General features: G+C 73.0%; 23 protein-coding genes and 7 tRNA genes. 13 read left to right on the top strand and 17 right to left on the bottom strand.

Features of this window, described 5'->3' with window-relative positions; genetic code table 11:
• Positions 1-187 precede the first annotated feature (187 nt).
• Positions 188-913, top strand: coding sequence for a 3'-5' exonuclease (locus tag OG207_RS34065; RefSeq protein ID WP_327740041.1), 726 nt, complete (start codon positions 188-190; stop codon positions 911-913).
• Positions 914-980: 67 nt separating this feature from the next.
• Here the strand turns inward: OG207_RS34065 and OG207_RS34060 are convergent.
• Positions 981-1,052: transfer RNA gene (locus tag OG207_RS34060), tRNA-Val, on the bottom strand.
• A gap of 151 nt (positions 1,053-1,203) precedes the next feature.
• On the opposite strand from OG207_RS34060, the gene OG207_RS34055 reads away from it, so the two are divergent.
• Positions 1,204-3,552 (top strand): SCO7613 C-terminal domain-containing membrane protein, encoded by a 2,349-nt coding sequence (locus tag OG207_RS34055; protein ID WP_329103936.1) that lies wholly within the window; start codon positions 1,204-1,206, stop codon positions 3,550-3,552.
• 49 nt (positions 3,553-3,601) lie between these two features.
• On the opposite strand, the gene OG207_RS34050 is transcribed toward OG207_RS34055, so the two are convergent.
• Both OG207_RS34050 and OG207_RS34045 read right to left on the bottom strand, forming a co-directional pair.
• Positions 3,602-3,673 (bottom strand) — tRNA-Val (locus OG207_RS34050).
• A 46-nt stretch (positions 3,674-3,719) separates the two neighbouring features.
• Positions 3,720-4,214, bottom strand: a complete 495-nt coding sequence (locus tag OG207_RS34045; protein ID WP_329103933.1) for a TIGR02611 family protein — start codon at positions 4,212-4,214, stop codon at positions 3,720-3,722.
• Between the two features lie 177 nt (positions 4,215-4,391).
• On the opposite strand from OG207_RS34045, the gene OG207_RS34040 reads away from it, so the two are divergent.
• Positions 4,392-4,805, top strand: a complete 414-nt coding sequence (locus OG207_RS34040) for an SsgA family sporulation/cell division regulator (protein WP_030011909.1) — start codon at positions 4,392-4,394, stop codon at positions 4,803-4,805.
• A gap of 198 nt (positions 4,806-5,003) precedes the next feature.
• Positions 5,004-5,624, top strand: a complete 621-nt coding sequence (locus OG207_RS34035; RefSeq protein ID WP_329103931.1) for a CGNR zinc finger domain-containing protein — start codon at positions 5,004-5,006, stop codon at positions 5,622-5,624.
• A gap of 214 nt (positions 5,625-5,838) precedes the next feature.
• On the opposite strand, the gene OG207_RS34030 is transcribed toward OG207_RS34035, so the two are convergent.
• On the bottom strand, positions 5,839-6,270 hold the full coding sequence (locus tag OG207_RS34030) for a hypothetical protein (protein ID WP_329103929.1): 432 nt from the start codon (positions 6,268-6,270) through the stop codon (positions 5,839-5,841).
• A 196-nt stretch (positions 6,271-6,466) separates the two neighbouring features.
• Here OG207_RS34030 and OG207_RS34025 point away from each other — a divergent pair, with 196 nt between their 5' ends.
• Entirely contained in the window at positions 6,467-6,976 is a 510-nt protein-coding gene (locus OG207_RS34025) for a DsbA family protein (RefSeq protein WP_329103927.1), read from the top strand.
• 63 nt (positions 6,977-7,039) lie between these two features.
• Here the strand turns inward: OG207_RS34025 and OG207_RS34020 are convergent, their stop codons facing one another.
• Genes OG207_RS34020 through OG207_RS34010 form a run of 3 tightly spaced genes read right to left on the bottom strand, consistent with a single transcriptional unit; the run spans position 7,040 to position 9,828 of the window.
• The gene (locus OG207_RS34020) at positions 7,040-7,864 is read right to left on the bottom strand and encodes a GNAT family N-acetyltransferase (protein ID WP_329103925.1); all 825 of its coding nucleotides are present in this window, start codon (positions 7,862-7,864) and stop codon (positions 7,040-7,042) included.
• A gap of 60 nt (positions 7,865-7,924) precedes the next feature.
• Positions 7,925-8,746, bottom strand: coding sequence for an aminotransferase class IV (locus OG207_RS34015; RefSeq protein ID WP_329103923.1), 822 nt, complete (start codon positions 8,744-8,746; stop codon positions 7,925-7,927).
• Positions 8,743-9,828 (bottom strand): chorismate-binding protein, encoded by a 1,086-nt coding sequence (locus OG207_RS34010; protein WP_037712934.1) that lies wholly within the window; start codon positions 9,826-9,828, stop codon positions 8,743-8,745. The genes OG207_RS34015 and OG207_RS34010 overlap by 4 nt, the downstream gene beginning before the upstream one ends.
• A 180-nt stretch (positions 9,829-10,008) precedes the next feature.
• Between OG207_RS34010 and OG207_RS34005 the strand changes: the two genes are divergently transcribed.
• From OG207_RS34005 to OG207_RS33985, 5 genes are all read left to right on the top strand, one after another.
• A tRNA-Gly gene (locus OG207_RS34005) sits at positions 10,009-10,081 on the top strand.
• A gap of 39 nt (positions 10,082-10,120) precedes the next feature.
• A tRNA-Cys gene (locus tag OG207_RS34000) sits at positions 10,121-10,194 on the top strand.
• 1 nt (position 10,195) lies between these two features.
• Positions 10,196-10,267 (top strand) — tRNA-Val (locus tag OG207_RS33995).
• Positions 10,268-10,286: 19 nt separating this feature from the next.
• A tRNA-Val gene (locus tag OG207_RS33990) sits at positions 10,287-10,358 on the top strand.
• Between the two features lie 52 nt (positions 10,359-10,410).
• A tRNA-Val gene (locus OG207_RS33985) sits at positions 10,411-10,485 on the top strand.
• A gap of 310 nt (positions 10,486-10,795) precedes the next feature.
• Here OG207_RS33985 and OG207_RS33980 read toward each other — a convergent pair.
• Positions 10,796-10,981, bottom strand: a complete 186-nt coding sequence (locus OG207_RS33980; RefSeq protein WP_329103921.1) for a hypothetical protein — start codon at positions 10,979-10,981, stop codon at positions 10,796-10,798.
• Between the two features lie 551 nt (positions 10,982-11,532).
• On the opposite strand from OG207_RS33980, the gene OG207_RS33975 reads away from it, so the two are divergent.
• On the top strand, positions 11,533-12,747 hold the full coding sequence (locus OG207_RS33975) for a serine/threonine-protein kinase (protein WP_329103919.1): 1,215 nt from the start codon (positions 11,533-11,535) through the stop codon (positions 12,745-12,747).
• 26 nt (positions 12,748-12,773) lie between these two features.
• On the opposite strand, the gene OG207_RS33970 is transcribed toward OG207_RS33975, so the two are convergent.
• The 8 genes from OG207_RS33970 to OG207_RS33935 all read right to left on the bottom strand — a co-directional run bounded on the left by OG207_RS33970 (position 12,774) and on the right by OG207_RS33935 (position 23,698).
• Positions 12,774-13,586, bottom strand: a complete 813-nt coding sequence (locus OG207_RS33970; RefSeq protein ID WP_329103917.1) for a TrmH family RNA methyltransferase — start codon at positions 13,584-13,586, stop codon at positions 12,774-12,776.
• 42 nt (positions 13,587-13,628) lie between these two features.
• Positions 13,629-14,873 (bottom strand): uroporphyrinogen-III C-methyltransferase, encoded by a 1,245-nt coding sequence (gene cobA / locus OG207_RS33965; RefSeq protein WP_329103915.1) that lies wholly within the window; start codon positions 14,871-14,873, stop codon positions 13,629-13,631.
• A gap of 461 nt (positions 14,874-15,334) precedes the next feature.
• Positions 15,335-18,523: a nicotinate-nucleotide--dimethylbenzimidazole phosphoribosyltransferase gene (gene cobT / locus OG207_RS33960; RefSeq protein WP_329103912.1), complete on the bottom strand. Its 3,189-nt coding sequence runs from the start codon at positions 18,521-18,523 to the stop codon at positions 15,335-15,337.
• Positions 18,524-18,796: 273 nt separating this feature from the next.
• Positions 18,797-19,996 (bottom strand): precorrin-6y C5,15-methyltransferase (decarboxylating) subunit CbiE, encoded by a 1,200-nt coding sequence (cbiE, locus tag OG207_RS33955; protein WP_329103910.1) that lies wholly within the window; start codon positions 19,994-19,996, stop codon positions 18,797-18,799.
• Between the two features lie 103 nt (positions 19,997-20,099).
• Positions 20,100-20,789: a GNAT family N-acetyltransferase gene (locus OG207_RS33950; protein ID WP_329103908.1), complete on the bottom strand. Its 690-nt coding sequence runs from the start codon at positions 20,787-20,789 to the stop codon at positions 20,100-20,102.
• 236 nt (positions 20,790-21,025) lie between these two features.
• A complete protein-coding gene (locus tag OG207_RS33945; protein WP_329103906.1) occupies positions 21,026-21,892 on the bottom strand; it encodes a MetQ/NlpA family ABC transporter substrate-binding protein in 867 nt (288 codons plus the stop codon).
• Positions 21,893-21,986: 94 nt separating this feature from the next.
• Complete coding sequence (locus tag OG207_RS33940) at positions 21,987-22,655, bottom strand: methionine ABC transporter permease (RefSeq protein ID WP_329103904.1); 669 nt, start codon at positions 22,653-22,655, stop codon at positions 21,987-21,989.
• Complete coding sequence (locus OG207_RS33935) at positions 22,652-23,698, bottom strand: methionine ABC transporter ATP-binding protein (protein ID WP_329103902.1); 1,047 nt, start codon at positions 23,696-23,698, stop codon at positions 22,652-22,654. Before OG207_RS33935 ends, OG207_RS33940 begins: the two co-directional genes overlap by 4 nt.
• A gap of 650 nt (positions 23,699-24,348) precedes the next feature.
• Here OG207_RS33935 and OG207_RS33930 point away from each other — a divergent pair.
• Both OG207_RS33930 and OG207_RS33925 read left to right on the top strand, forming a co-directional pair.
• Positions 24,349-24,717, top strand: a complete 369-nt coding sequence (locus OG207_RS33930) for a hypothetical protein (protein WP_329103900.1) — start codon at positions 24,349-24,351, stop codon at positions 24,715-24,717.
• The gene (locus tag OG207_RS33925; protein ID WP_329103898.1) at positions 24,710-25,144 is read left to right on the top strand and encodes a hypothetical protein; all 435 of its coding nucleotides are present in this window, start codon (positions 24,710-24,712) and stop codon (positions 25,142-25,144) included. Before OG207_RS33930 ends, OG207_RS33925 begins: the two co-directional genes overlap by 8 nt.
• A gap of 7 nt (positions 25,145-25,151) precedes the next feature.
• Here the strand turns inward: OG207_RS33925 and OG207_RS33920 are convergent, their stop codons facing one another.
• The gene (locus OG207_RS33920) at positions 25,152-25,658 is read right to left on the bottom strand and encodes a GNAT family N-acetyltransferase (RefSeq protein ID WP_329103896.1); all 507 of its coding nucleotides are present in this window, start codon (positions 25,656-25,658) and stop codon (positions 25,152-25,154) included.
• Positions 25,659-25,673 lie beyond the last annotated feature (15 nt).

Raw genomic sequence — 25,673 nt, 5'->3', positions numbered from 1 at the left:
GCCTTGCGGGCTCTGCCGCGAGCGGTGCGGGGTGACGACCGGTCATGCGTACGGTCCCCCAGGGAAGTTGTCTCCGCACCCGACTGCCCGCAAACGGCGTACGGGGCAAACAGCCCGGGTATCACCGATGCGGCGGGGTCGTGTGTCCAGGAAGCCCCACCCGCCGCTCGGGGACGAGGAGTTCGCCATGACACGCTGGTACGAGGGCCCGCTGGCCGCATTCGACACGGAGACCACCGGGGTGGACGTCGAGCAGGACCGGATCGTGTCCGCCGCGCTCATCGTCCAGGAGTGTGCGGGCGGCCGGGTCCGCACCACGCGCTGGCTGGTCAATCCCGGGATTCCGGTGCCCCCGGGCGCTACGGAAGTGCACGGGCTGACCGACGAGCACCTGCAGCGTCACGGGCGCTGGCCCGCCCCGGTGGTGGAGGAGATAGCCCGGGCGCTCGGGGAGCAGCAGGTGGCCGGACGGCCGGTGGTGGTGATGAACGCGCCGTTCGATCTGACGCTGCTGGACCGGGAGTTGCGCCGGCACCGGGCGTCCTCGCTGTCGCGGTACCTGGACGACCGGCCGTTGACGGTGCTGGACCCGCGGGTGTTGGACAAGCACCTGGACCGCTACCGCAAGGGCCGTCGGACGCTGACGGACCTGTGCGCGCACTACGGGATCGAGCTGGAGGGCGCGCACGACGCGGCGGCGGACGCGACGGCCTCGCTGGAACTCGTCCGGGCGGTGGGGCGGCGGTTCGCGGCCCGGCTGGAGCGGCTGACGCCGGCCGAGCTGCACACCCTCCAGGCGGTGTGGCACGCGGCGCAGGCGCGGGGTCTGCAGGCGTGGTTCGCGCGCCAGGGGACGCCGGAGCCGGTGGATCCGCACTGGCCGCTGCGACCGGACCTGTCGACGGCGGCGTAGGAGCGGTGTTCGAAGGCGCCCGGAATGCGGAAGGCCGGTCCGTCAGTGACGGACCGGCCTGTCCCGGTGGGCGATACTGGGATCGAACCAGTGACCCCTTCGGTGTGAACGAAGTGCTCTCCCGCTGAGCTAATCGCCCGGGAACGGACTGAACAATACAGAAGGCTCGGGGCTGGTTCAAACCGCTTCTCCCGATGGGGCCCGCGGGCCGTACGTCAGGTACCTACTCAGGGCACATCTGAGTACGCACGCCCATGTCCTGACTGCGTGACCGCCGCCACACTCCGGATATGAACACGCCTCTGCCGCCCGCCGAAGAGCTGGCGCTCATCGACCGTGAGCTGGCCCAACTCGATGCCCGGCGGCTGTACTTGCTGGGCCGCCGGGACTGGCTGCTGCGGCTGCTGCGCCAGCCCGGCAGTGTGCCCGCCCCGGTCCGCTGGGGCCCGGCCGCGACCGGCGGGCCCACCGGCCCCGCCGGTCCCGCGAAGGAGGCCTCCGCGCCGAGCGCGCAGAACGTGCTGCTCACCTTGGGCGCGGTACTGCTGGCGGTCGCGGCGCTCGCGTTCACGCTGGTCAGCTGGGGGTCCATGGGGATCGCCGGACGCTCGGCGGTGCTCGCCGCGGTGACGGCGGCGGCGCTGGGCACGCCCGTGCTCCTGCTGCGCCGCGGGCTGCGGTCGACGGCGGAGTCGGTCGCGGCGGTCGGCCTGCTGCTGACGGTGCTCGATGCGTACGCGCTGTACGCGGTCGGCATGCCGGACACGGACGGCACCGGTTACGCGGCGGGGGCGGCCGCCGTGCTGGCGGCCGCGTGGGCCGGCTACGGCTCGGGGCTGCGGAAGCTGCGGATCCCGCTGCCGGCCGCGGTGCTGGCGGCGCAGTTCGCGCTGCCGCTGGCTGCTCTGGCCGTACGGCCGGGCCCGCAGGCGCTCGGCTGGGCGCTGCTGGCGACGGCCGTACTGGATGCGGCGCTCGCCGTGCGGGTCAGGGCGGCGGCGATCCCGGCGGCGGTGACGGGCGCGGGCGCGCTGCTGATCGGGGTGGCCCAGTCGTGGTCGGCCGGGTCGGCGGCGCAGGCCCTGGCCCCGGCTGCGCTGCTGCTGGCCGGCGCGACCCTCGGGGTGGCGGCGGCCTGGCGGGAGCCGCGCGCCTCGGCCGCGGCGCTGACCGGCGCCCTGGCGGCGGTGGCCGGCCTGGGCGGGCTGGCCCGGCCCGGGCTGGACCCGGCGTGGACGGTGCTGGTGCACCTGCTGCTGGCGCTGCCGCTGCTGGCGGCGGTACGGGCCGGCGCGCTCCCGGCGGCGGTCCGGAACGGGTCGGCCCGGGCCGGTGTCGCGGTGGCGTCGCTCGCGGCGCTGTGGGCGGGTGCCGCGGCGGTCGCGGCCCTGGTGGCCCCGCTGCGGGTGCTGGACGAGGTGTGGGCGGCGACGACCCCGGCGCGGGACCCGTACCTGCCGGGGGCGGCGGTCGCGCTGACCCTGCTGATCGCGGCCGGGGCGGCCGGGTGGCTCGCGCGGGCGCTGTCCCGGCCGGAGCCGTTGGTGGTGGCGGTGGCCTCGGCCTGGGCGGGGCTGTTCGCGGCCCCGGTACTGCTCGGGTTCCCGGTGGTGGCGGTGCTCGCCGCGCAGCTCGCGGTGACGGGCGCGGCGGGCGTCCTCGCCCTGCGCTCCCCGGCGCGCGGGGCCCGGACCACGGCCGCCGTGTGTGCCCTGACGGGCGCCGCGAACGTGTCCCTGGGCGCGCTGGACGGTCGGGCGGCGACCTTCGCGGTCTGGGGTCTGCTGGGCGCGGGCTGCGCGGCGGCAGCGGCGTACGGGGCGGCTCCGCGCCCGGTCCGGGCCGGGGCGGCCGTGTGCGCGGTCGGGTACGCCACTGGCGTCCTGGTGGCGGCGGGAGCGGTGTCGGACCTGGCGGTGGTGTGGTGGGCGCTGCCGGTGCTCGCGGTCCCGGCGCTGGCGGCGGCCCTCGGGCCGCGGCTGGGCGGGGTCCGGCTGCCCGTCGAGATCGCGGCGGCCGTGGCGGGCGCCGTGGCGGTGGGCCTGTCGGCCGGGCGGGCCGGAACCCTGGCGCTGGTCCTGGCGCTGGCCGGGGTGGTCTGCGCCGGCGCCGCGGTGCGGCCGGACCGGCGGGTGCTGGGCTGGGCGGCGGGGGCCCTGTTCGCGGCGGCGACCTGGGTGCGGCTGGCCGAGGCGGGGGTGAGCGCACCGGAGGCCTACGCGCTGCCGGTGACGGTGCCCGCCCTCATGGTGGGTCTGCTGCGGCGCCGTCGGGACCCGCAGGCCTCGTCCTGGACGGCGTACGGCCCGGGTCTGGCGGCAACGCTGGTGCCGAGCCTGTTGGCGGCCTGGGGGGACGCGGGCTGGCTGCGCCCGCTGTTGCTGGGGGCGGCCGCGCTGGTGGTGACCCTGCTGGGCGCCCGGTGGCGGCTCCAGGCTCCGCTCCTGCTCGGCGGTGCCGTGCTGGCGGCGGTGGCGGTGCACGAGCTGGCCCCGTACGTGGTGCAGGTCGCGGGGGCGCTCCCGCGCTGGGTGCCGCCGGCCCTGGCGGGCCTGCTGCTGCTGGCGGTGGGAGCGACGTACGAGCGGCGGCTGCGCGACGCCCGCCGACTGCGGGCCGCGATCGGCCGGCTCCGGTGAAACGCCGGAGGCCCGGAGACTGTGAAAGTCTCCGGGCCTCCGGTCCGGGTGGGCGATACTGGGTTCGAACCAGTGACCCCTTCGGTGTGAACGAAGTGCTCTCCCACTGAGCTAATCGCCCGGACGCACCGCAAACATTACCGCATGTCAGCGGTGCTCCTTGACCATCACTGGTCCTTGAGGTTCCAGGGCAGGACGAGCCCGTACTTCCACAGGTAGAAACCGATCAGTGCGCCCGCGATGACGAGGCCCACGCTGGTCAGGATGATGTTGCGACGGCGGACCTTCGGGTCGAGCGCCTTCTGTGCGGCCTCGGTCACCTTCCGCTTCGTCCAGCGCAGCACGAGGTGGGCCCAGGCGAACTCGGTGGCCCAGATCGCCAGGCCCGCGAAGATCGCGACCCAGCCGGGGCCGGGCAGCACGAGCATCGCGACGCCGGCGGCGATCACCGCGAGGCCGACGATGAAGACGCCGACCTGCCAGCTCAGATGCAGGCTCCTGTTCGACTTGATGAAGGCCGGGGCCTTCGATACGTGCGGCGCCTGCTCGGTGGCCTCCGCGGTCTCGTCCGCGGTCTTGTCCGCGGCCGATCCGGTGGTGGCTTCCGTGGTGGCTTCGTCAGCGGCAGACCCTCGGGTACCGCGGTCACTCCCCGTATTCATGGAGTCGAATCTACCGGAGCCCGATGCACACCGGAATGCGGGTTTGGATCCGCCGTCCGAGGGACCCAGAGGTCCGCAAAACGGTCAGAGGGGTTTACAACGGCACCGTAGGTGGCATGTCGATTTCGCCGACGTGCGAATCCCCGAGCGCACACTGAGCGAAAGGCCCTGGCGCTTATGAACACCACGGTCAGCTGCGAGCTGCACCTGCGCCTCGTTGTGTCGAGCGAGTCCTCACTGCCTGTTCCCGCGGGCCTGCGGTATGACACGGCCGACCCCTACGCCGTGCACGCCACCTTCCACACCGGCGCCGAGGAGACGGTCGAATGGGTGTTCGCCCGCGACCTCCTCGCGGAGGGTCTCCACCGGCCCACCGGTACCGGCGACGTCCGCGTCTGGCCGTCCCGCAGCCACGGTCAGGGCGTCGTCTGCATCGCCCTGAGCTCACCGGAGGGAGAAGCGCTGCTCGAAGCACCCGCCCGAGCACTCGAGTCGTTCCTCAAGCGGACGGACGCCGCGGTTCCACCCGGGACCGAGCACCGGCACTTCGACCTCGACAAGGAGCTCTCCCACATCCTGGCCGAAAGCTGAGCCAGGCCCCCAGCCGCTCGACACCGTCCGACTCGGGGCGACGGTGCGGGTCGGACAACCACATACGGCAGTGCCGGCGCTGTTCCCGCGGAAGCCACCCGCGCGGACGGCGCCGGCCTGCTGTTCGGGACCCGCTATTGTCGGGCGGCAGCGGCGACGGCTCCCGTCGTCGCAGGCCCGGCCCCTGAGGGAGACCCCGTGCAGATCCCCCACGACACCCGTCGCGCGCTCGACGTCGTCGTCGCGCTGGTGAACACCGCGGCCGAGGCCGACCAGCCCGACGGGCTCTCGGACATCGGCGAGCTGCGCGGATTCGTCCAGGAGTACTCGATCAGCGACGTCGGCGAGCTCAGCGCCCGCGACCTGGCCGGCGTCCGGACCGTGCGCGGCAAGTTCGCCCAGGTCTTCGCCTCCCCGAACCCGCGTGCGGCTTCGATACTGATCAACGAGCTCGTGGCCACGGCCGGCACCACCCCGCAGCTGACCGACCACGACGGCTACGACTGGCACGTGCACTACTTCGCACCGGGCGCGTCGGTGGGCGACCACCTGGCGGCCGACGGCGGCATGGCGCTGGCCTTCATCGTGGTCTCCGGCGAACAGGATCGGCTGCGCCGCTGCGAGGCCCCGGACTGTCGACGGGCCTTCGTCGACCTGTCCCGCAACCGTTCCCGGCGCTACTGCGACAGCCGGACCTGCGGGAACCGGCTGCACGTGGCGGCGTACCGGGCCCGGCGCAAGGAGGCCGACGCGGGGGCGTCAGAGCAGGAAGAGATCGTGCACGGCGGCGAGCAGCAGCAGGATGCCGATCACCGCTAGGAAGATCATCAGGGGTGGTTGGGAGAGCGCGAAGAGACAGCCTCGCGGCTCCTCCACTGCAGGGGCGGGTACCGGCGGGTCACCGTGCGATGTGTCGAACATGTCGGGGCGATGATGGCGCAGCGCACCACCGACCAGCCCTCAACACGCCAACATCCGGGCGGGAGTTCGCTCGATCTTGTGGTCGAGGCCCGGTCCGGGCCGGATCCCGTGCTCAGATCCCGTGCTTCTTGAGAATGGCCTCGATGTCGGAGAAGTCATCCGCGGGAGCGGCGGACTGGGGCTGCGCACCGGCCCGGCCGGCCCCCAGGGACGGTGCGGAGGCGGCCGGGCTCCCCTTGACCTTCTTCTTCGGCTTCCCGGGTGCCCCGGGCTCCTCGGACGCGGTGAGGCCGCGGCGTTCGACGGCGCGGGTGGTCATGAAGAGCAGCCAGGACACCCCCAACAGTCCGAAGCCGGCCCAGACGGTCGGGTTGAAGACCATCCCGGACACCCACTCCACGAACCCCGTCATCACCAGGGCGACCGGTACGAGCGCGTACGCGGTGATCCGCGCGGCGGACAGGAAGCGCTTGCGGTAGGCGGTGACCGCGGCGATGCCCAGGCCCGCCACGGACACCGCGGAGCAAATGGTCTCGGCAAGCATGGGGCCCTCCGGGCTCTCGGCGATCGGGCGATCTGTCCCTATCCATCCTGCACCGGCCGCCGCCGCTCCGGCCAGGTCCCGGGGCCCGCCCGGACGGATCTCCGGGACATCTCCGGGTCGCGCCTCCTCCCTGGGTCCGGGTCAGCCGGCCCGGGTCCCGGTCGGTGGGGCGGGCGGGGGCTGGGAGACTGTCCGCATGACCGATTCCGTGATCCTCGACGTCTGGTGCGAACTGCAGTGCCCGGACTGCCACCGCGCCCTGGACGACGTACGCGCCCTGCGGGCCCGCTACGGCGACCGGCTGGACATCCGGCTGCGCCACTTCCCCCTGGAGAAGCACAAGCACTCCTTCGCCGCGGCGCAGGCCGCCGAGGAGGCCGTCGAGCAGGGCCGGGGGTGGCCCTACGCGGAGGCCGTGCTGGCGCGCACCGCGGAGCTGGCCGAGCGCGGCGAGCCGGTCCTCCTGGACGTGGCGCGTGAACTGGGGCTCGACGTCGAGGAGTTCGACACCGCCCTGATCGACGGGCGGCACATCCTGATCGTCGACGCCGACCAGGCCGAGGGCAAGGCGATCGGCGTCACCGGCACCCCGACGTACGTGATCGACGGGCAGCGCCTCGACGGCGGCAAGAGCCAGGACGACCTGCGCGCCCGTATCGAGGAGATCGCCGACCGCCTGCTGGCGGACGCCGGGGAGAGCGCCTAGTGCTGTCACGGCACTAGGCCGTCTCTTCCGGATCTTGGCGAGGCAAGATCCGGAAGAGACGGCCTAGATCAGGTCCTTGGCGTAGTTGAAGTCGGTGGGCCGGTAGCCGAGGGAGACGTAGAGCCTCAGGGCCGGGGTGTTGTCGGTGAAGACCTGGAGCGCCAGCAGGCGGTGGCCGGCGGCGAGGGCGGTGTGCTCGGCCAGCTCCATCAGGTGGCGGCCGTACCCGTGTCCCCGGTGTTCGGCCCGGACCTCGATGTCGTAGACGTACGAGCCCGCCCCGCGCGGCGCGAGCCACACGTGTCCGACGGGCACCCCGGCGGCCTCCAGGACGACGAAGGCCGCTCCCGGGGTGGCCAGGCCCCGGGGCAGCTGGCTCTCGTGGTCGGCGACCGACTTGGCGCGGGCGGCCTCGGCGGACATGCCGCGGCCGCTCCATTTCGCGGCGTAGGAATCGACGGCCCGGGCGTACCAGCCCTCGTACTCGGCGTCCGTCATGGGGCGGCCCAGCACCCCCTCGGGGAGGGCGGGCGGCTCGGCCGTCAGGTCCTTGGCCATGTACCGGCTGTACTCGGCGTACCCGAGGGCCTCCGCCATGCACAGACCCGCCTCCGAGTCCGCCGGGACCGAGACGCGGACCCGGCGGCAGCCCCAGCCGCGCAGCACTTCCTCGGCGGCGAGCGCGGCCACGGTGGCCCTCCCCCGCCGCCGGTCGCCCTGCTCGACGTCCAGGTGGCGGATCTCGCCGACCGTCGGCCCGAAGGGGGTGTCCGAGGCGATCACCAAGGTGCCGACCCGCCTGCTGTTGACCCGGATCTCGTACGGGCGCGAACGCGCGCCGTCGGCCGTGTGCTGGAGCGGCCCGGACGGCCGCAGGGTGGTGGTCATCCCTTGAGTTCTACCCGCCCCGCGGCCGCCGCGACAGCCCTCCTGGCCGCCGGGCGCCCGTTACGGGTCGATGTCCGCGGCCGCCTTCACCTCGAAGATCCGCATCACCTCGGCCGTGACCGGTCCGGGCGCAGCTCCCAGCTCGCGGTCGTCGATCCGCAGCACCGCCTGGGCATCGCGCAGCGAGGAGGTCACGAAGACCTCCTCGGCCCGCTCCAGCACCTCGAAGGGCAGGTCGGTCTCCTTGGCGCCGGCCCAGTCGACGATCAGGGCCCGGGTGATGCCCGCCAGGCAGCCGGATTCGAGCGGCGGGGTGTGCAGTTCCCCGTCCAGTACGACGAACACGTTGGAGCCGGTTCCCTCGCAGAGCCGGCCGAGGGTGTTGGCGAGGAGCGCTTCGGAGGCCCCGGCGCGGTGCGCGGCGGCGAGGGCGACCACGTTCTCGGCGTACGAGGTGGTCTTCAGCCCGGCCACGGCGGAACGCTCGTTGCGGACCCAGGGCACCGTGACGACGGCGGTGGTGTCCGGGCGGCGGGGGGAGTCCGCGACGGCGGCGATCAGGGTGGTCCCGGCGTCCCCCCGGTCGGAGCCGAGCGGGGAGACCCCGCCGGTGTAGGTGATGCGCAGCCGGCCGTGCTCCAGCGGGTTGGCCTCCAGTACGGCGGCGCAGGCGCGGCGGACCTCGTCGAGGTCGGGGTCCGGCAGGCCCAGGCCCCGGGCCGAGCGGGTGAGCCGTTCCAGGTGCCGGGTGAGCGCGAAGGCGCGGCCGCGCTCGGCCTTCAGCGTCTCGAAGACGCCGTCGCCCACGGTCAGACCGTGGTCGAAGACGGACACCTTCGCGCTGTCGACCTCGGTCAGGGCTCCGTCGAGCCAGATCTTCATGGTGCGGTCCTTCCGATCGTGTCGTTCGTCCCCTGCGTACCACCGCTCACCTCGTGGCCCATGGCCACGCGCAGGAGCCGGGCGGCTTTGAGTTCGGTCTCCGCCCACTCGCGGTCGGGGTCGGAGCCCCAGGTGATGCCCGCTCCGGTGCCGAAGAGCAGTCGGGGGCCGCCGGCGGCTTCGCGGTCGATCCAGAAGGTACGGATGCCGACGGCGAGCTCGGCGGTGCGCCGGTCCGCGTCCACCCAGCCGATGCCTCCGCAGTAGGGGCCGCGCGGGGCGGTTTCCAGGGCTTCGATGATCCGCAGGGCGGAGGACTTCGGGGCGCCCGTGACGGAACCGGGCGGGAAGGTGGCGGCGAGCAGCTCGGGCCAGCCGGCGCCGTCGGCGAGTTCGCCGCTCACGATGGAGACGAGGTGGACGAGGCCCGGGTGCTCCTCGACGGCGCACAGTTCGGGGACGGCGACGGAGCCCGTCGCGCAGACCCGGCCGAGGTCGTTGCGCACGAGGTCCACGATCATCACGTTCTCGGCGTGGTCCTTGGGGAGCAGGTCGTCGACGGTGCGGCCGGTCCCCTTGATGGGGCCGGACTCGATGTGCCGGCCGGACCGGCGCAGGAACAGCTCGGGCGAGGCGGTGGCGATCTCGACGCCGTGGGCGGCCAGGCGAATCGTTCCTGCGAAGGGGGCGGGGTTGCCGCGCGCGAGGAGTGCGGTGAGGGCGTCGACATCGGCGCGGTCGGGGTGGGGCAGCGGCGCGGACATCACCCGGCAGAGGTTGGCCTGGTAGACCTCGCCGGCGGCGATGTGTTCCCGGACGCGCCGTACGCCGGCCACGTACGCGGCGCGGTCGAGGGAGGAGGTCCACCGGTCGGCGTCGGGTCCGCGCCAGGCGCCCGGAACGGGCGCGGGGACCGGCTCGCGGCGTACGTCGCCGAAGCGCGCACAGACGAGCCGCCCTTCGAAGTCGGCGGACACCGCCCAGAAGCCGGTGGAGTCGAGGGCGGCGGGATCGCTGGTGACGTCTCGGAGGTCGGTCGCGAGGAGGCCGCCGAAGCGGGCCATGGGAGGCAGGTCGTGCACGGCTGCGAGTCTATGACCGGTGACGACACGGCGCCGGTGCGGTGACGACGGGGTGACCTGTGGTGATCGAGCGGCAGCACGCTGCGGAAACGCGTTTTTGAGCTGGCCCGGTAATCCGCTAGAGTTCAACACGTCGCCAGGGAGCGAAGGGGAAAAACCCCGGAGCGAACACGGTGACCTGCGGACGTAGCTCAGTTGGTAGAGCACCACCTTGCCAAGGTGGATGTCGCGAGTTCGAGTCTCGTCGTCCGCTCGAAGTGGGGGATCTTCCCGAGAACCCCTGCAGCTCCATGGTGGAGTGGCCGAGAGGCGAGGCAACGGCCTGCAAAGCCGTCTACACGGGTTCAAATCCCGTCTCCACCTCCAAGGACGATTAGCTCAGCGGGAGAGCGCTTCCCTGACACGGAAGAGGTCACTGGTTCAATCCCAGTATCGTCCACTGATCCGCAAGGATCCCCGCGCGATTAGCTCAGCGGGAGAGCGCTTCCCTGACACGGAAGAGGTCACTGGTTCAATCCCAGTATCGCGCACGCAGCACCTGCACCACCTTGTTGCACCTGCGGCTTTCGAGCTGCGGAGCCCGCGCGATTAGCTCAGCGGGAGAGCGCTTCCCTGACACGGAAGAGGTCACTGGTTCAATCCCAGTATCGCGCACCACCTGAAAGCCCCGACCGTCTTCACGGTCGGGGCTTTCGCGTTCCCCCGCACGGGTGGGCCGGGCACGCGGACGGCCCGGGAGCATGCAGCGCACGGAAGGCACAGGAGCACGGCGGCACAGGAGCACGGGAGCACGAAGGCACGGGAGCACGAAGCGCCGGGGCACATGAAAAAGGGTGCTGCCCGTCCGACTCCCCAGTCGTACGGGCAGCACCCTTCACCTGCCGTCCGTCCGCCGCTCCCCCGTCCCCACGGGGTTCGACAGGCCGATGTCCCGGTCCGGACCGCTCTTCCGGACCTGGGGCGCCGCTCAGCGCCCCAGCATCACACCTACGGACGACGCCTGCGCCGCCAGCTGCTCGAACCCTCCGAAGAGGAAGAGCAACAGGGCGGCCAGGGGGAGCACCATGGCCGCGGCCACCAGGGGGTGGCGGGTACCGGACTCGTGGCCGTTGAACGCGAATGCCTTGCGTCCCTGCCGTGCGACGTCCGCCATGGTCCTCTCCCTGTCGTCTGGCAGCGGCGGGCTCGTGACCTCGGGGGACGAGTGCGCCACCCGCCGCTTGTCTTCAACACTAGGCCGGTGGGCGGCTCCTGACCTCATGCCCTCGTACCCATTGCCGGGCCTCCAGGAGGATGACGGGGCCCCTCCCGCGTACTCCCCTGGGTGGAGACCGCTCCGCCGCTATGGGGGTCTTCCCGGAGGGGATGACCGGAGGGTAGTGACTTCGCTCACTTCCGTCACCACCTGTCGTCGCGTGTCCGCCCACCGAGCCCGGACAAGATCGACTCGGCCGGGAGCCGCCCACGGACGCGCCGCAGCGGGTCCGAACCCGCTCCCGGGCGCCAATCCCCTTGGCGCGAGGGCTGCTTGGCCCCGTGGGCCACCCCGGGAGCGCTCCCGGACCGCAGCGCCGACGCCCCCTCACGTGTGCTGTGGCGCACTGACAACCGAATCCCCCGGCGAGGGCGCGGCCTCTGAGCACGCATGCCGGATGGTCCGTAAGCTGTGCCACGTCAACAGGACGACCGGTCAGCGGGGTGGACATGGCGATGATGCGGCTCCGGCGCGAGGACCCGCGTGTCGTCGGCTCGTTCAGACTGCACCGGCGGCTCGGCGCCGGCGGCATGGGCGTGGTCTACCTGGGGTCGGACCGGCGGGGGCAGCGCGTCGCGCTCAAGGTCATCCGGCCGGATCTGGCCGAGGACCAGGAGTTCCGCTCGCGGTTCGCCCGCGAGGTGTCCGCCGCCCGGCGGATCCGGGGCGGGTGCACCGCACGCCTGGTGGCCGCCGACCTGGAGGCCGAGCGCCCCTGGTTCGCGACCCAGTACGTGCCCGGTCCCTCGCTGCACGACAAGGTGGCCGAGGAAGGCCCCCTGACGGCTGCGCAGATCGCCGCCGTGGGCGCCGCGCTCTCCGAGGGCCTGGTAGCCGTCCACGAGGCGGGGGTCGTGCACCGCGACCTCAAGCCCTCGAACATCCTGCTGTCGCCCAAGGGCCCCCGGATCATCGACTTCGGCATCGCCTGGGCCACCGGGGCGAGCACCCTCACCCATGTGGGTACGGCCGTCGGCTCCCCCGGGTTCCTCGCACCCGAGCAGGTGCGCGGCGCCGCCGTCACCCCGGCCACCGACGTCTTCGCCCTGGGCGCCACCCTGGCCTACGCGGCCACCGCCGACTCGCCCTTCGGGCACGGCAGTTCCGAGGTCATGCTGTACCGCGTGGTGCACGAGGAGCCGCACCTCCAGGGCGTGCCGGACGCTCTGGCGCCCCTGGTGCGGGCCTGCCTCGCCAAGGACCCCGAGGAGCGGCCCAGCACGCTCCAGCTGTCGATGCGGCTCAAGGAGATCGCGGCCCGCGAGGCGCAGGGGCTCTCCGACGGGCGTCCGCCGGCCCAGCGGGCCCGGGCCGAGCGGCCGACCGGACGGCTGCCCGAGGCCGAGCGGATCGGCGTGGCCGAGGAGTACCCCGGCCGGCGTACGGAGCGCCGTACGGGCGGCTCCACCGCGCCCCGGGCACAGGGCGGCCCGCCGAGCGGTCCGCACTCGCGGCCCTCGTCCTCCCGCAACCCGCAGCACCCCGGCGGGCCGACCTCCCGGCCGACCTCGGGGCGTACGGGCGGCCGTCCGGCCCCCAGGACGACGGGGACGGGACGGCGCCCCTCGCGGCCGGATCCGAAGCTGATGCGCCAGCGGCTGATCGTGTTCGTCGTGGTGACGCTGATCGTGGCGCTGGGCATCGCGGCGGCCCAGAAGCTCTAGGCCCGGTCATGCCCGGTCGTGCCCGGTCAGGCGCGGCCCTGGGCCACCGCGTAGAAGGCGACCGCGGCCGCCGCGCCCACGTTCAGCGAGTCCACGCCGTGGGCCATGGGGATGCGCACCCACTCGTCAGCGGCGACCAGCGCGGGCGTGGACAGGCCGTCGCCCTCGGCACCGAGCATCAGCGCGACCCGTTCCAGGGACTGCGGCGCGGCCACGTCGATCGCCGTGGCCTTCTCGTGCGGGGTGAGGGCGAGCAGCTTGAAGCCCGCCTCGCGCACCGAGTCCAGGCTCTTCGGCCAGGCCTCGAGGCGGGCGTAGGGGACGGAGAACACCGCTCCCATGGAGACCTTCACCGAGCGGCGGTAGAGCGGGTCCGCGCAGTCGGGCGACAACAGCACCGCGTCCATGCCGAGGGCGGCGGCGCTGCGGAAGATGGCTCCGATGTTGGTGTGGTCGTTGACCGCTTCCATGACGACCACGCGGCGGGTCGTGGAGAGCAGTTCCTCGGCCGTGGGCAGCGGCTTGCGCTGCATGGAGGCCAGGGCCCCGCGGTGCACGTGGTAGCCGGTGACGCGCTCGGCGAGCTCGGGGGTCACGGCGTAGACCGGGGCCGGGAGTTCGTCGATGACGTCGCGCATGACGTCGACCCACTTGGCGGAGAGCAGCATCGAGCGCATCTCGTACCCGGCGTCCTTGGCGCGTCTGATGACCTTCTCGCCCTCGGCGATGAAGAGGCCTTCCGCGGGCTCGCGCCTGCGCCGGAGTTCGACGTCGGTCAGGCCCGTGTAGTCGCGCAGGCGCGGGTCGTCGGGGTCGTTGACGGTGATGAGATCAGCCACAGGGTGATACTGCCTTGTCCTGGGTGTGGTGCCAACGGCCTGTCAGGCGCTGGTGGTGGGCGGGGTGGGGTCGCCCGGGCCGTTGACGCGGACGACCTCCCCGATGACGATGACGGCCGGCGGACGGACCTCTTCGGCGCGCACGGTCTCGCCGACCGTGGCCAAGGTGGCGTCCACCCGGCGCTGGGTGGCGGTGGTGCCCTCCTGGATCACCGCGACAGGGGTGTCCGCGGAGCGGCCGTGGCGCACCAGCGCCTCGGCGATCAGGCCGATCTTGTCGACGCCCATCAGGATCACCAGGGTGCCGGTGAGCTTGGCGAGGGAGGCCCAGTCCACGAGCGAGCGCGCGTCGTCGGGGCCGACGTGGCCGCTGACCACGGTGAACTCGTGCGCCACACCGCGGTGGGTGACCGGGATGCCGACGGCGCCGGGCACCGAGATGGAGCTGGAGATGCCGGGGACGACGGTGCAGGGGATGCCGACCTCGGCGAGGGCCTGGAGCTCCTCCATGCCGCGGCCGAAGACGTACGGGTCGCCGCCCTTGAGCCGGACCACGGCCTTGCCGGCCCGGGCGTGCTCGATCAGGGCGTTGTTGATGGCCTCCTGGGCCATGAACCGGCCGTACGGGATCTTCGCGGCGTCGATGACCTCGACGTGCGGCGGAAGCTCGTCGAGCAGGTCGCGGGGGCCGAGCCGGTCGGCGATGACCACGTCGGCCTCGGCGAGGAGGCGGCGGCCGCGCACGGTGATCAGGTCCGGGTCGCCCGGGCCGCCGCCGACGAGGGCCACGCCGGGGGTGGCCTTGTGCCGGTGGGCCGGGGCGGTGAGGGTGCCGTCGCGCAGGCCCTCCACGACGGCGTCGCGCACGGCCGCGGAGCGGCGGGGGTCGTTGCCGGTCAGCACGGCGACGGTGACCCCCTCGACGCGGCCGGTCGCGGGGGTCCAGGCGGTGGCGGCGGAGGCGTCGTCGGCGCGGACGCACCAGACGCGCTCGCGCTCGGCCTCGGCGGAGGCGCGCTCGTTGTCCTCGCGGTTCTGGGTGGCGATCAGCGCGTACCAGGCGTCGGCGAGGTCACCGTCCCGGTAGCGGCGGCGCTCCCAACGGATCTCGCCGGTCTCGGCCATCGCGTCCACGGAGGGGGTGGCGGAGGGCGAGATGAGCAGGACGTCGGCGCCGGCCGCGATGAGTGCGGGAAGGCGGCGCTGCGCGACCTGTCCGCCGCCGATGACGACGACGCGGCGGCCGGCGAGTCGGAGACCGACGGGGTAGGCGGGGGTTTCGGCCATGGCGGTGCGGCTCCTGGTGCGGCGGTCGTTCTGTCGTGCCGCTGCGGCTCTGGAGCGGCGGTGTGCTGACGTGCGGATTCTTGGTGCGGGTCCACCATACGGCGCGGGCCGTCCCGAGGCGCGGACGGGGCTGCGCCTGGCTCCCGCCGGGCCCGATGTGCGGGGTCGGCCTCGTGTCGTGCGTGGGTGCCGGTCACGGATCGGGGCTCCGCCCCGGGCCCTGCGCCTCACACGCCGGCGGGGCTGTGGGACGGCTTCGCGGTGGGACGGTGCCCCTCCGGGACGTCTCCTCGGCTCGCGAACCCCGAGCCGGACCGGCCTGCCGACCGGCGGTGGGTTCGCTCGGCCTGCGGGGACGTCCCGGAGTGTCCCCGCCCCACGGCAGATCCGATCGCCGGGCTGAATCAGCCCCGCCGGCGATTGAGGCGCGGGGTCCGGGGCGGAGCCCCGGGAGACCGGGGCTACTTCTCCGTCACGCCCGCCGAGTCGAACGTGGCGACCTCGTGCATCGCGCGGGCCGCGCTCTGGACCAGGGGGAGGGCGAGCAGGGCGCCCGTGCCCTCGCCGAGGCGGAGGTCCAGGTCGACCAGCGGGCGCAGGCCCAGCTTGTTGAGCGCGGCGACGTGGCCCGGCTCGGCGCTGCGGTGGCCCGCGATGCAGGCCGACAGGGACTCGGGGGCGATGGCGCGGGCCACCAGGGCGGCGGCTCCGGCGCTGACGCCGTCCAGGATCACCGGGGTGCGCAGCGACGCACCGCCGAGGAGCAGGCCGACGATGGCCGCGTGCTCCAGGCCGCCGATGGCCGCCAGGACGCCGATCGGGTCCGCCGGGTCGGGCTGGTGGAGCTCCAGGGCGCGGCGGACGACCTCGACCTTGCGGGCGTGCGTCTCGTCGTTGATGCCCGTGCCGCGGCCCGTGACCTCGGCCGGGTCCACGCCGGTGAAGACGGAGATCAGGGCCGCCGAGACCGTGGTGTTGGCGATGCCCATCTCGCCGGTGAGGAGGGCCTTGTTGCCGGCCGCCACCAGGTCGCGGGCCGTCTCGATGCCGACCTCGATGGCCGCGACGGCTTCCTCGCGGGTCATCGCCGGGCCGGTGGAGAGGTCGGCCGTGCCGGGGCGGACCTTGCGGGGCAGGAGGCCGGGGGTGGCGGGGAGGTCGCCCGCGACGCCGACGTCGATCACGCAGACCTCGGCGCCGACCTGGTTGGCGAAGGCGTTGCAGACCGCTCCGCCGCCAAGGAAGTTGGCCACCATCTGGGTGGTGACCTCCTGCGGCCACGGGGTGACGCCCTGGGCGTGCACGCCGTGGTCACCGGCGAAGATCGCGACCGCGGCCGGCTCCGGGATCGGCGGCGGGCAGACCCGGGAGAGGCCGGACAGCTGGGCGGAGATGATCTCCAGCATGCCCAGGGCCCCTGCGGGCTTGGTCATGCGCTTCTGGCGCTCCCAGGCCTCGCCCAGGGCCTTCGCGTCGAGCGGACGGATGCTGGCGACCGTCTCCGAGAGCAGGTCGTGCGGCTCCTCACCGGGCAGCGCGCGGCGGCCGTAGGTCTCCTCGTGGACCACCCAGGAGAGCGGGCGGCGCTGCGACCAGCCGGCCTGGGCCAGCTCGGGCTCCTCGGGGAACTCGTCGACGTAGCCGACGCAGAGGTAGGCGACGACCTCGAGGTGCTCGGGCAGGCCCAGCTCGCGGACCATCTCGCGCTCGTCGAAGAAGCTGACCCAGCCGACCCCGAGGCCTTCGGCGCGCGCGGCGAGCCAGAGGTTTTCGACGGCGAGGGCCGAGGAGTACGGGGCCATCTGCGGCTGGGTGTGCCGGCCGAGGGTGTGGCGTCCGCCCCGGGTGGGGTCGGCGGTGACGACGATGTTCACCGGGGTGTCGAGGATGGCCTCGATCTTGAGTTCCTTGAACTGCTTCGCCCGGCCCTTGGGCAGCGACTTCGCGTACGCCTCGCGCTGGCGCTGGGCGAGCTCGTGCATCGTGCGGCGGGTCTCGGCGGAGCGGATGACGACGAAGTCCCACGGCTGCGAGTGGCCGACGCTGGGGGCGGTGTGGGCCGCCTCCAGGACGCGGAGCAGCACCTCGTGCGGGATCGGGTCGGTCCGGAAGCCCTTGCGGATGTCGCGGCGCTCGCGCATGACGCGCAGGACGGCCTCGCGCTCGGCGTCGGCGTAGCCGGGGGCCGCCTCGCCCGCGGCGGGCTCGGCGGATTCCGCGGCTGCGGGCTCGGCCGGGGCGGCCTCCTCGGGCCGGGGCTCCACGGCCACCGGCTCGGCCTGGGCCACCGGGGTGGGCTGGGCCACCGGGGTGGGCTGGGCCACCGGGTCGGGCTGGGGCGCGGACTCGGGTTCGGGCTGCGGCTCCACGGCCGCCGGCTCGGGCACGGACTCGGGCTGCGGCTCGGACTCGGGCTCCGGTGCCGGCTGCGCCTCGGCGCCCGGCTCCGGCTGGACCGGCTCGGGCACCACGGCGGCCACCGGCTCGACGGGGGCCACCGGCTCGGCCTGCGGCTCCACCGCAACCGGCGGGGCCGCGATCGGCTCGGCCGGGACCACCGGCTCCGGCTCGGCCGCGGGCTGGACCTCGGCAACGGGCTCCGGCTGGACCGGCTCGGGCACCACGGCGGCCACCGGCTCGGGCTGGGCCTGGGGCTCCCCGGCCGCGGCCTCGGCCGGCTCCGCCACGACCGGCTCCGGCTGGACGGCGACGGGCTCCGGGACGACCACGACCGGCTCCGGCTCCGGCTCGACGACGGCGACGGGCTCCGGCTCGACCGCGACGGGCTCCGGCTGCAGCGGCTCGGCCGCCACCGGCTCGGGCTGGACGGCCGGTTCCGCGAGGGCCGGGACGGGCTCCGGCTCCACGGGCTGCGCCACGACCTCGGCGGGTGCCGGGGCGGGCTCCGCCACCGGCTCCGGCGTCCACGGCGCACCGGCCTGCGGCGGGATCTCGCCCGGCTGGGCCGCGGGGACCGGGGCGGCCTCGGCGCGCGGGACGTCCAGGTACTCGGGTCCCGTGGTCGGAGGTCCTGCCTGGCGCAGCGGGAGGGGCGCCGACGGGGTGCTCACGGCGGCCATGGGGACGGCCTGGGCGGGCGCGGCGGCCGGGCCGCGGTCGGCGAGGGAGCGTACGACTCCGCCGTTGGCCTCGGGCACGGGCGGACCCATGTGCAGGGGGCGCCGGACGGGGGCCGCCGGGGCGACGGGGACCGCCGGGGGCGGTACGACGAGCCCGCCGAGGTCGAGCGCGCCGGAGTCACGGCCGCCCGTCTCGTGCGCGCCCGCGCTGTAGCCGCCGTCGGGGAACACGGGCGGGGGGAACTCGGTGTACGCGACCGGGGCCTCGGGGTAGGCGGGCTCGGCGGCGTAGGACGGGTCCGGGTACATCTGTACCTCGCCGAGCTGGGGCGCGGCGGGGAAGGCGGGGGCCTGCGGGACGACCTGCGGGTCGCTCCACGCACCCTGGCCGCTCGGCATCAGCAGCAGTTCCTCGTCCTCCGGCTCGGCCGGGTTGTCCATGAGGTCCTGGAAGGCGTAGCCAGCGGGAATCGGTGCCGGGATCTGGACCGGAGCGGGGACGCTCTGCTGATCCACCATGCCCGCACTGTCCGGGAGACCCTCGCCCGGGACCTGGCCGGTGTCAGTCATGCTTACCCCTCGCCCATCGGTGTTGCCTCTTCGATCGCCCGGTCGCCCACGAGGCCGCCGAGCGGTTTGCCTGCGGGGTTGCGGTGCGACGAGCTCGTCTCGCATGCGCCTGCACGACAACCAGTAAGCATTGTCGCGCCCGTCGGCCACCGTGACGGCCATAACCGTCACGGTCCTCTGTGGACTGCGCCACGTCGCGCGTCCCGGTGGTGTCGCGATGCCCGAATGGTCCGAAGCGGTACGACGATCGGCCAGCCTACCCCGGCCCTCGGCTCAGCGCGTGGCGGGGCGTTGCGCTGCCAGGAGGAACACCACGGAACGGTCCTGTTCGGCCCAGGTCCGGGTGTCCAGGGCGACGGACTGGAGCAGCGCGCACTCGACGGCGTAACCGTGTTCGGTGAGTGCCCTGCCGATCGCCTCCGCCTCGTCGCGGGTGGAGGCGTGGCTGACGATCCGTTCGGGACGGCGTTCGGCGACGGCCGCGACAACGGCGGCGCCGCCACCGCCGACGCGGACGACATCGGGCTCGGGCAGGTTCTCCAGTACCTGCGGCGCCCGCCCGGCGACGGCCTGCAGCTGCACTCCGCGCTCGCGGGCGGCGGCAGTTACGCGGTCGCAGGCGGCCGGGTCGGCGTCCACCGCGATGACGGCGGCGCCGAGGGCGGCCGAATCCACGGCCACGCCGCCGGATCCGGCGCCGATGTCCCAGAGGAGGTCGCCGGTGCGCGGGCCGAGCCGGGCGAGTTGGGCCGCGCGGAGCTGGGCGGACTCGCCTTCTCCCGCGTCGGCCTGCGGCCCGGCCCAGCCGCGGTCGACGGACCGGGCGGTGCTCTGGCCGAGGAGCCAGCCCGCCTCGGCGGGGGCCGGTCCCCCGCCCCCGATGACGATGACGACGTTCGGGTCGCGCCAGCTGTGGTCGGCGGCCTTGTCGGAGGTGAGGACGCTCACCTGCTCCCGGTCCGTGCCGAGTTCCTCGCAGACGACGAAGGTGCGGTGCACTCCTTCGAGGAGCAGTGCGAGTTCCGCGGGGCCGGCGCCGGGTGAGGTGAGGACGGCGACCTTGGCGTGGGCGCGGCAGACGTTGACCGCGCGGCGCAGGGTGCGGGGGTGGGCGACGACCACCTGCGCGTCGTCCCAGGGCATGCCGGCGCGGGCGAAGGCGGCGGCCACGGAGGACACGGCCGGGAACACCTCGACCTCCAGGCCGTGCTCCGGGGCGCGCAGGACGCGTACGGCGCCGAAGAAGCCCGGGTCCCCGTCGGCGAAGACCACCGCGGTGCCGCGGTGGCCGGCGATGCGGCGTGCGGCGAGGCCGACACTGCCCAGGCGGATGCGCTCCGCGGTGGGCGGTACTTCGGGGAGGGCGAGGTGGTGCGCGGCGCCGGCCACGAGGGTGGCGGCGGAGAGCGCGGACCGGGCGCCCGCGGTCAGGGGCGAACCGTCCCAGCCGATCACCGTGACCCGGTCGGCCATCGTCGTCAGTCTCCTGGTCTGGCAGGGGGCACCGCCCAGCGGTAGCCGGGGGGCGGGCGAAGTTTCGTCGGGGCGGGCACGGTGAGACTACCCGGTCATCAGTTCAGTTCCAGTCGGCGCCGACGGGGTGGCCGTTCGCGTCGGCCCGGTGCGGGAAGGCGGTGCTGCGGGCGTATCCGTCGTAGCTGCCGTAGCTGTCGTAGCCGTCGACCTCGTCGAGGTCTTCGGGGACCAGGCTCCAGACGATGAGGTCGGTGCGGGTGTCGACCCAACCGCCGTCGACCGTCTGCGTCCGCACTATCCACGCGTTGCGCAGGACGCCCTCGCTGATGCAGCCGATCTTCTGGGCCACCTGCTGCGAGGCGGTGTTGTCGGCGGCGGTGCGCAGTTCGAGCCGCTCGAACCCCTGGGCGCGGAAGAGCCATTGGGCGACTGCCAGGACGGACTCGCTGGCGTAGCCCTCGCCGCGGGCCCAGGGGGCGGTGACGTAGCCGACCTCGGTGGCGCGGGTGTGCCAGTTGGTGCCCTGGAGGTGCACGATGCCGACGAGGCGCTGGGTGAGGAACTCGGTGACGGCGAAGACGATGCCGCGGCCCTCGGTGCGTTCCGCGTGGGAGTGCCGGGTGGCCCAGGCGTGCGCTTCGGCGCGGGTGTAGGGGTGGGGCACACCGGTCCAGGCGGTGACGTGCTCGTCGTTCATCATCTCGGTCAGCGCGGTGACGTCCTCTTCCTCGAAGGGGCGCAGCACCAGCCGGTCCGTGCTGATGGTGACGTCCGGGAAGGTGGTAGTCATGCGCAGCTCCATGCCTGAGACCGTGGTGCGACCGTGGTGCGATGCGACCGCGGTGCGGGACCGTTCGTGCGGGACCGTGCGTGCGGTTCGTAGGCCACAGCATGCAGCATCGACCGGGTGATGTGCAGGGTCGGGTTGCCCGGAAGCGGGCAGAGCTCGGCCCCGCGCGCCGTCAGGTGCGTGCGGGGCCGAGATTCATGACCGGTTCGGGAGGAACCGGATCAGGAGATACCGGTTCAGGAAGCGGCCGGGGCGCCGAAGGCCGGAATGACCGAGCCCTGGTACTTCTCCTCGATGAACTTCTTGACCTCGTCGGAGTTCAGCAGCTTGGCCAGCTTCTGGATCCGCGGGTCGTTCTGGTTGCCGTCCTTGACCGCGAGGAAGTTGGCGTAGGGGTTGCCCTCGGCCTTCTCGAGGATCAGCGCGTCCTTGGCGGGCGAGAGCTTGGCCTCGAGGGCGTAGTTGCCGTTGATGACCGCGGCGTCCACGTCGTTCAGGGCGCGCGGGACCGTGGCGGCCTCCAGCTCCTTGAACTCCAGGCCCTTCTTGTCGGTGATGTCGGACAGCTTGGCGCTGGTGCCGACACCCTCCTTGAGGGTGATCAGGTTGTTGGCGGCGAGCAGCTGGAGCGCGCGGCCCTCGTTGGTGGTGTCGTTGGGGACGGCGATGGTCTGGCCGGCCTTGATGTCACCGATGGCCTTGATCTTCTTGGAGTAGAGGCCGAGGGGCTCCAGGTGCACGTTCGCGACGGGCACGACGTGGGTGTTGTTCTTCTTGTTGAAGTCGTCGAGGTACGGCTTGTGCTGGAAGTAGTTGCCGTCGACCTGGCCCTGCTCGGTGGCGGTGTTCGGCAGGACGTAGTCCGTGAACTCCTTGACCTCCAGCTTGAGGCCTTCCTTGGCCGCGAGCTTGTCCTTGACGAAGTTCAGGACGTCGGCGTGGGGGCTCGGGGAGGCGGCTATGACGAGGGGCTTGCTCTCGTCGGCCTTGCCGCCGTCGGCCTTCGCCGACGACGGGTCCGAGGAGCTGCCGCAGGCGGTGAGGCCGAGGGCGAGCGCGGTGGCCGTGGCGGCGAGGGCGGTGAGCTTGATGTTCTTACGCACGAAGAGTGCCTTTCTTGCTGAACAAGTACGGATGACTTGCTGGGGTGGCGGCCCAAGCACGACAAGTGCGGGCTCTGTTGGGGGGAAAGTCTTTTCAGGCGGCCCTGCCGCGGCGGGCGAGGAGGCGGACCGCCCCGTCGCCGAGCAGCTGGATCACCGTGACGAGGGCGATCAGGACCACGACGGTGGCGATCATGAAGCCGGTCTCGAAGCGCTGGAAGCCGTAGGTGATGGCCTTGGAGCCCAGTCCTTCGCCGCCGACGGCGCCGGCCATGGCCGAGTAGCCGACAAGGGTGATGACGGTGGTGGTGACACCGGCGACCAGGGAGGGCAGGGCCTGCGGGAGGAGCACCTTGCCGACCAGGGTGGGGATGCCGCCGCCCATGGACTCGACGGCCTCGATGAGACCGTGGTCCACCTCGCGGACGGCGGTCTCGACGAGCCGGGCGAAGAAGGGGACGGCGCCGATGGCGAGCGGGACGATCATGGCGGTGGGGCCGATGAAGGTGCCGACGACCGCCGTGGTGACCGGGATCAGGAAGATCAGCAGGATGATGAACGGCAGCGAGCGGCCTATGTTCACGATCACGCCGAGGACCTTGTTGAGCGGCTGGTTCTGCAGGAGGCCGCCCTTGTCGGTGAGGACCAGCAGGATGCCGATGGGCAGGCCGCCGAGCACGGTCACCAGGGTGGACCACAGCACCATGTAGAGGGTGTCGTAGGTGCCCTGGGTGAGCAGGGGCTGCATTTCGGACCAGGTCACTTGGCACCGTCCTTGACCAGCTCGGCCAGTTCGTTGTCGATCTCGTCGATGACGTCGACCTGGAGGCCCTGCTCGCGCAGGAAGCCGACCGGCACGACGTTGTCCTCGTAACCGCCGGGCAGTTCGATGCGCATGCGGCCGATCTGCCGGCCCGCGACGGTGTCCATCGCGGCGCCGAGGATCGAGATGTCGATGTTGTACGTGCGCGAGAGCTGCGAGATGACCGGCCGGACGGCGGCTTCGCCGTGGAAGGTGACGTCGACGACCGTGCGGTCGGGGCCGGTGGCGGTGCCGGTGACCGGGAAGAGTTCGCCGGCGAGCTCGGAGCCGGGGGTGGCGAGGAGTTCGGCGACGGTGCCGGACTCGATGATCCGGCCGTTCTTCATCAGGGCGGCCGAGTCGCAGACGGTCTTGACCACGTCCATCTCGTGCGTGATGAGCAGCACGGTGAGGCCGAGCTGCTGGTTGAGGTCGCGCAGCAGCCCGAGGACGGAGCGGGTGGTCTCGGGGTCCAGGGCGCTGGTGGCCTCGTCGGACAGCAGCACCTTGGGATCGCCGGCCAGGGCGCGGGCGATGCCGACGCGCTGCTTCTGGCCGCCGGAGAGCTGGGTCGGGTAGGCCTTGGCCTTGTCGGCGAGGCCGACCAGGTCGAGGAGTTCGAGGGCCTTGCGGGAGCGCTCGCGGCCGGAGATGCCGAGGATCTCCAGGGGCAGCTCGACGTTGGCCTGGACGGTGCGCGAGGACAGCAGGTTGAAGTGCTGGAAGACCATGCCGATGCGGCTGCGGGCCTGGCGGAGCTCCTTGCCCGCGCGGCGGCCGCGGCCGGCGAGGGCGGTGAGGTCGACGCCGTCCACGGTCACCGTGCCGGTGGTGGGGCGCTCCAGCAGGTTGACGCAGCGGATCAGGGAGGATTTGCCTGCGCCGCTCTGGCCGATGACTCCGTAGACCTCGCCCTCGCGGACGTGGAGATCGACGCCGTCCAGGGCGGTGACCTCGCGGCCACGGGACTGGTAGACCTTCGTGAGGCCTGATGTGGTGATCACAGGATTTCCGTCGCTGTCGAGTGCGCGGCGCAGCGGGCTGCCGGCACGGGGCAAACAATCTGGGGACGCGATACGGGACGAACCGTCAGAAAATGACGGTGTCGACACGTGCGCGGGGCAGGAGCGAGCCGTGCTGTTCATCAGCTGGTGACGTGGTGGCGCGGCTGGTCTCGCTTCGGGGCGCGAGGCTCAGGAAGGGGCCCTCAGAAGGCGCACATTCGACACATACAACGAGCACCGGGCGTCATCGTCGCCTCGGTCGCAAGGGTGCGGCTGCTCGTCGTGGTCATGGGCCCCAGTAAAGCAGACGTATCCCCTGACCGATCAAAGACGTCCGAATAGCGGACGCATTTCGACCACATACCGGACGACACCGGTCAAGGCCACCCCTCCCGTCCGAGGCCGAGTCCCCGCCGCCGACCTGCGCCGACGCGGCATGCCGGGGCCGTCCGGCCCGCCCGGTCCGGAGTGCGGCGACCCGGCCCGCTGTGGTCAAGACCACGGTCGCCGCGCCGTGCACGAGGACAGCGCGCGGGTGCGGCGCACGGGTGGAGCGCGGGTGCGGCGCGGGCCGTGCGCGGGCCGTGCGCGGGCTTCCGGGAGACAGGGGTGCGCGCACCGGGTCTTATGGCCCGTAATACCCTCGCTGCATGCTCGACGCCCTGACGGTCGCCATCGGCGTGGCCGCACTCGCCCTCGCCGCCTGGTGCGGCCACGCCGCATGGCGGGACCAGCCGACCAAGGACTGGCACTTCATCGGCATGGCCGTCGTGACCGTGCTGGTCCTGGCGCAGCTGGTGATCGGCCTGGTCAAGCTGGCCCAGGGCGAGAAGCCCGACGAGGGCACGGTGATCTTCGTGGCTTACCTGGTGGGCGCGTTCGCCGCGGTCCCGGCCGCCGGGGTGCTCTCGCTGAGCGAGCGGACCAAGTGGGGATCGATCACGGTGGCCGCCGGCGCCGTCGTGCTCGCCGTCCTCGAAGTACGGCTCTACGACATCTGGGGAACCACCGGTGCCTGACTCCGACAGGACGGACGCCACCGGCGCCGCCACCACGACCTCCGGGCGGGGGCGGCTGGTCTCCGGGCCCGGTCTGCTGCTGGTGTGGCTGTACGGGGTGATGGTGGTGGGCGCGGTCTCCCGCTCGGCCTTCCAGATCTCCACCGAGTTCGACCGGGCTCCGCTGGCGTACTCGTTGTCCGCCGTGGCCGCGCTGGTCTACGCGTTCATCACGTACTCGCTCGTGCGCGGCGGCGAGAAGGCCCGCAGGGCGGCGCTGGTCTGCTGCGCCGCCGAGCTGGCCGGTGTGCTGGCCGTGGGGACCTGGACCCTGGTGCGACCCGAGTCCTTCCCCGACACGACCGTGTGGTCCCAGTTCGGGATGGGCTACCTGTTCATCCCGGTGATCCTGCCGATCACCGGGATGCTCTGGCTGCGCAAGCGCTGAGGGGCGGCTACGCGCTGACCGTGAAGTCCGTCGGGTCCTTGGCTTCCTTCTCCAGGATCACCAGCTGGACGCCGTCGGACGCGGTGCGGCCGCCGACCTTGACGTAGCCGGCCTTGCGGTAGAGGCGCAGGTTCGCCTCGCTCTTGTGTCCGGTGTGCAGGCGGAAGCGGGCGGTGCGGCCGGGGCCCGCCAGGGCTTCCTCGACCGCGCGCAGCAGGCGCGCCCCGAGGCCGTGACCCTGCAGTCGGGGGTGCACGCAGAGCTTGGCGATCTTGCCGGTGCCGTCCTCGTCGACGTTGCCGCGCACGGTTCCGACGATCTCGTCGCCGAGCCGGGCCACCAGGACGGTGTCCGTCGCCAGTTCCCCCTTGAGGGAGTCCAGGGACTGGGTGAGCGGCTGGATGAGGTAGTTGCCGTACAGCTCGGCCTCCCGCTGGAAGGCCAGGTACTGCAGTTTGAAGATCTGCTCAGCGTCCTCGGCAGCCGCCGCCGAAATGGTCACGCTCATGCCCATGTGCGCATGCCTCCA

The organism is Streptomyces sp. NBC_01439 (assembly GCF_036227605.1).
Lineage (GTDB): Bacteria > Actinomycetota > Actinomycetes > Streptomycetales > Streptomycetaceae > Streptomyces.
The sequence above is the reverse complement of the archived record's forward strand: the minus strand, read 5'-3'. Positions and strand labels throughout refer to the sequence as shown.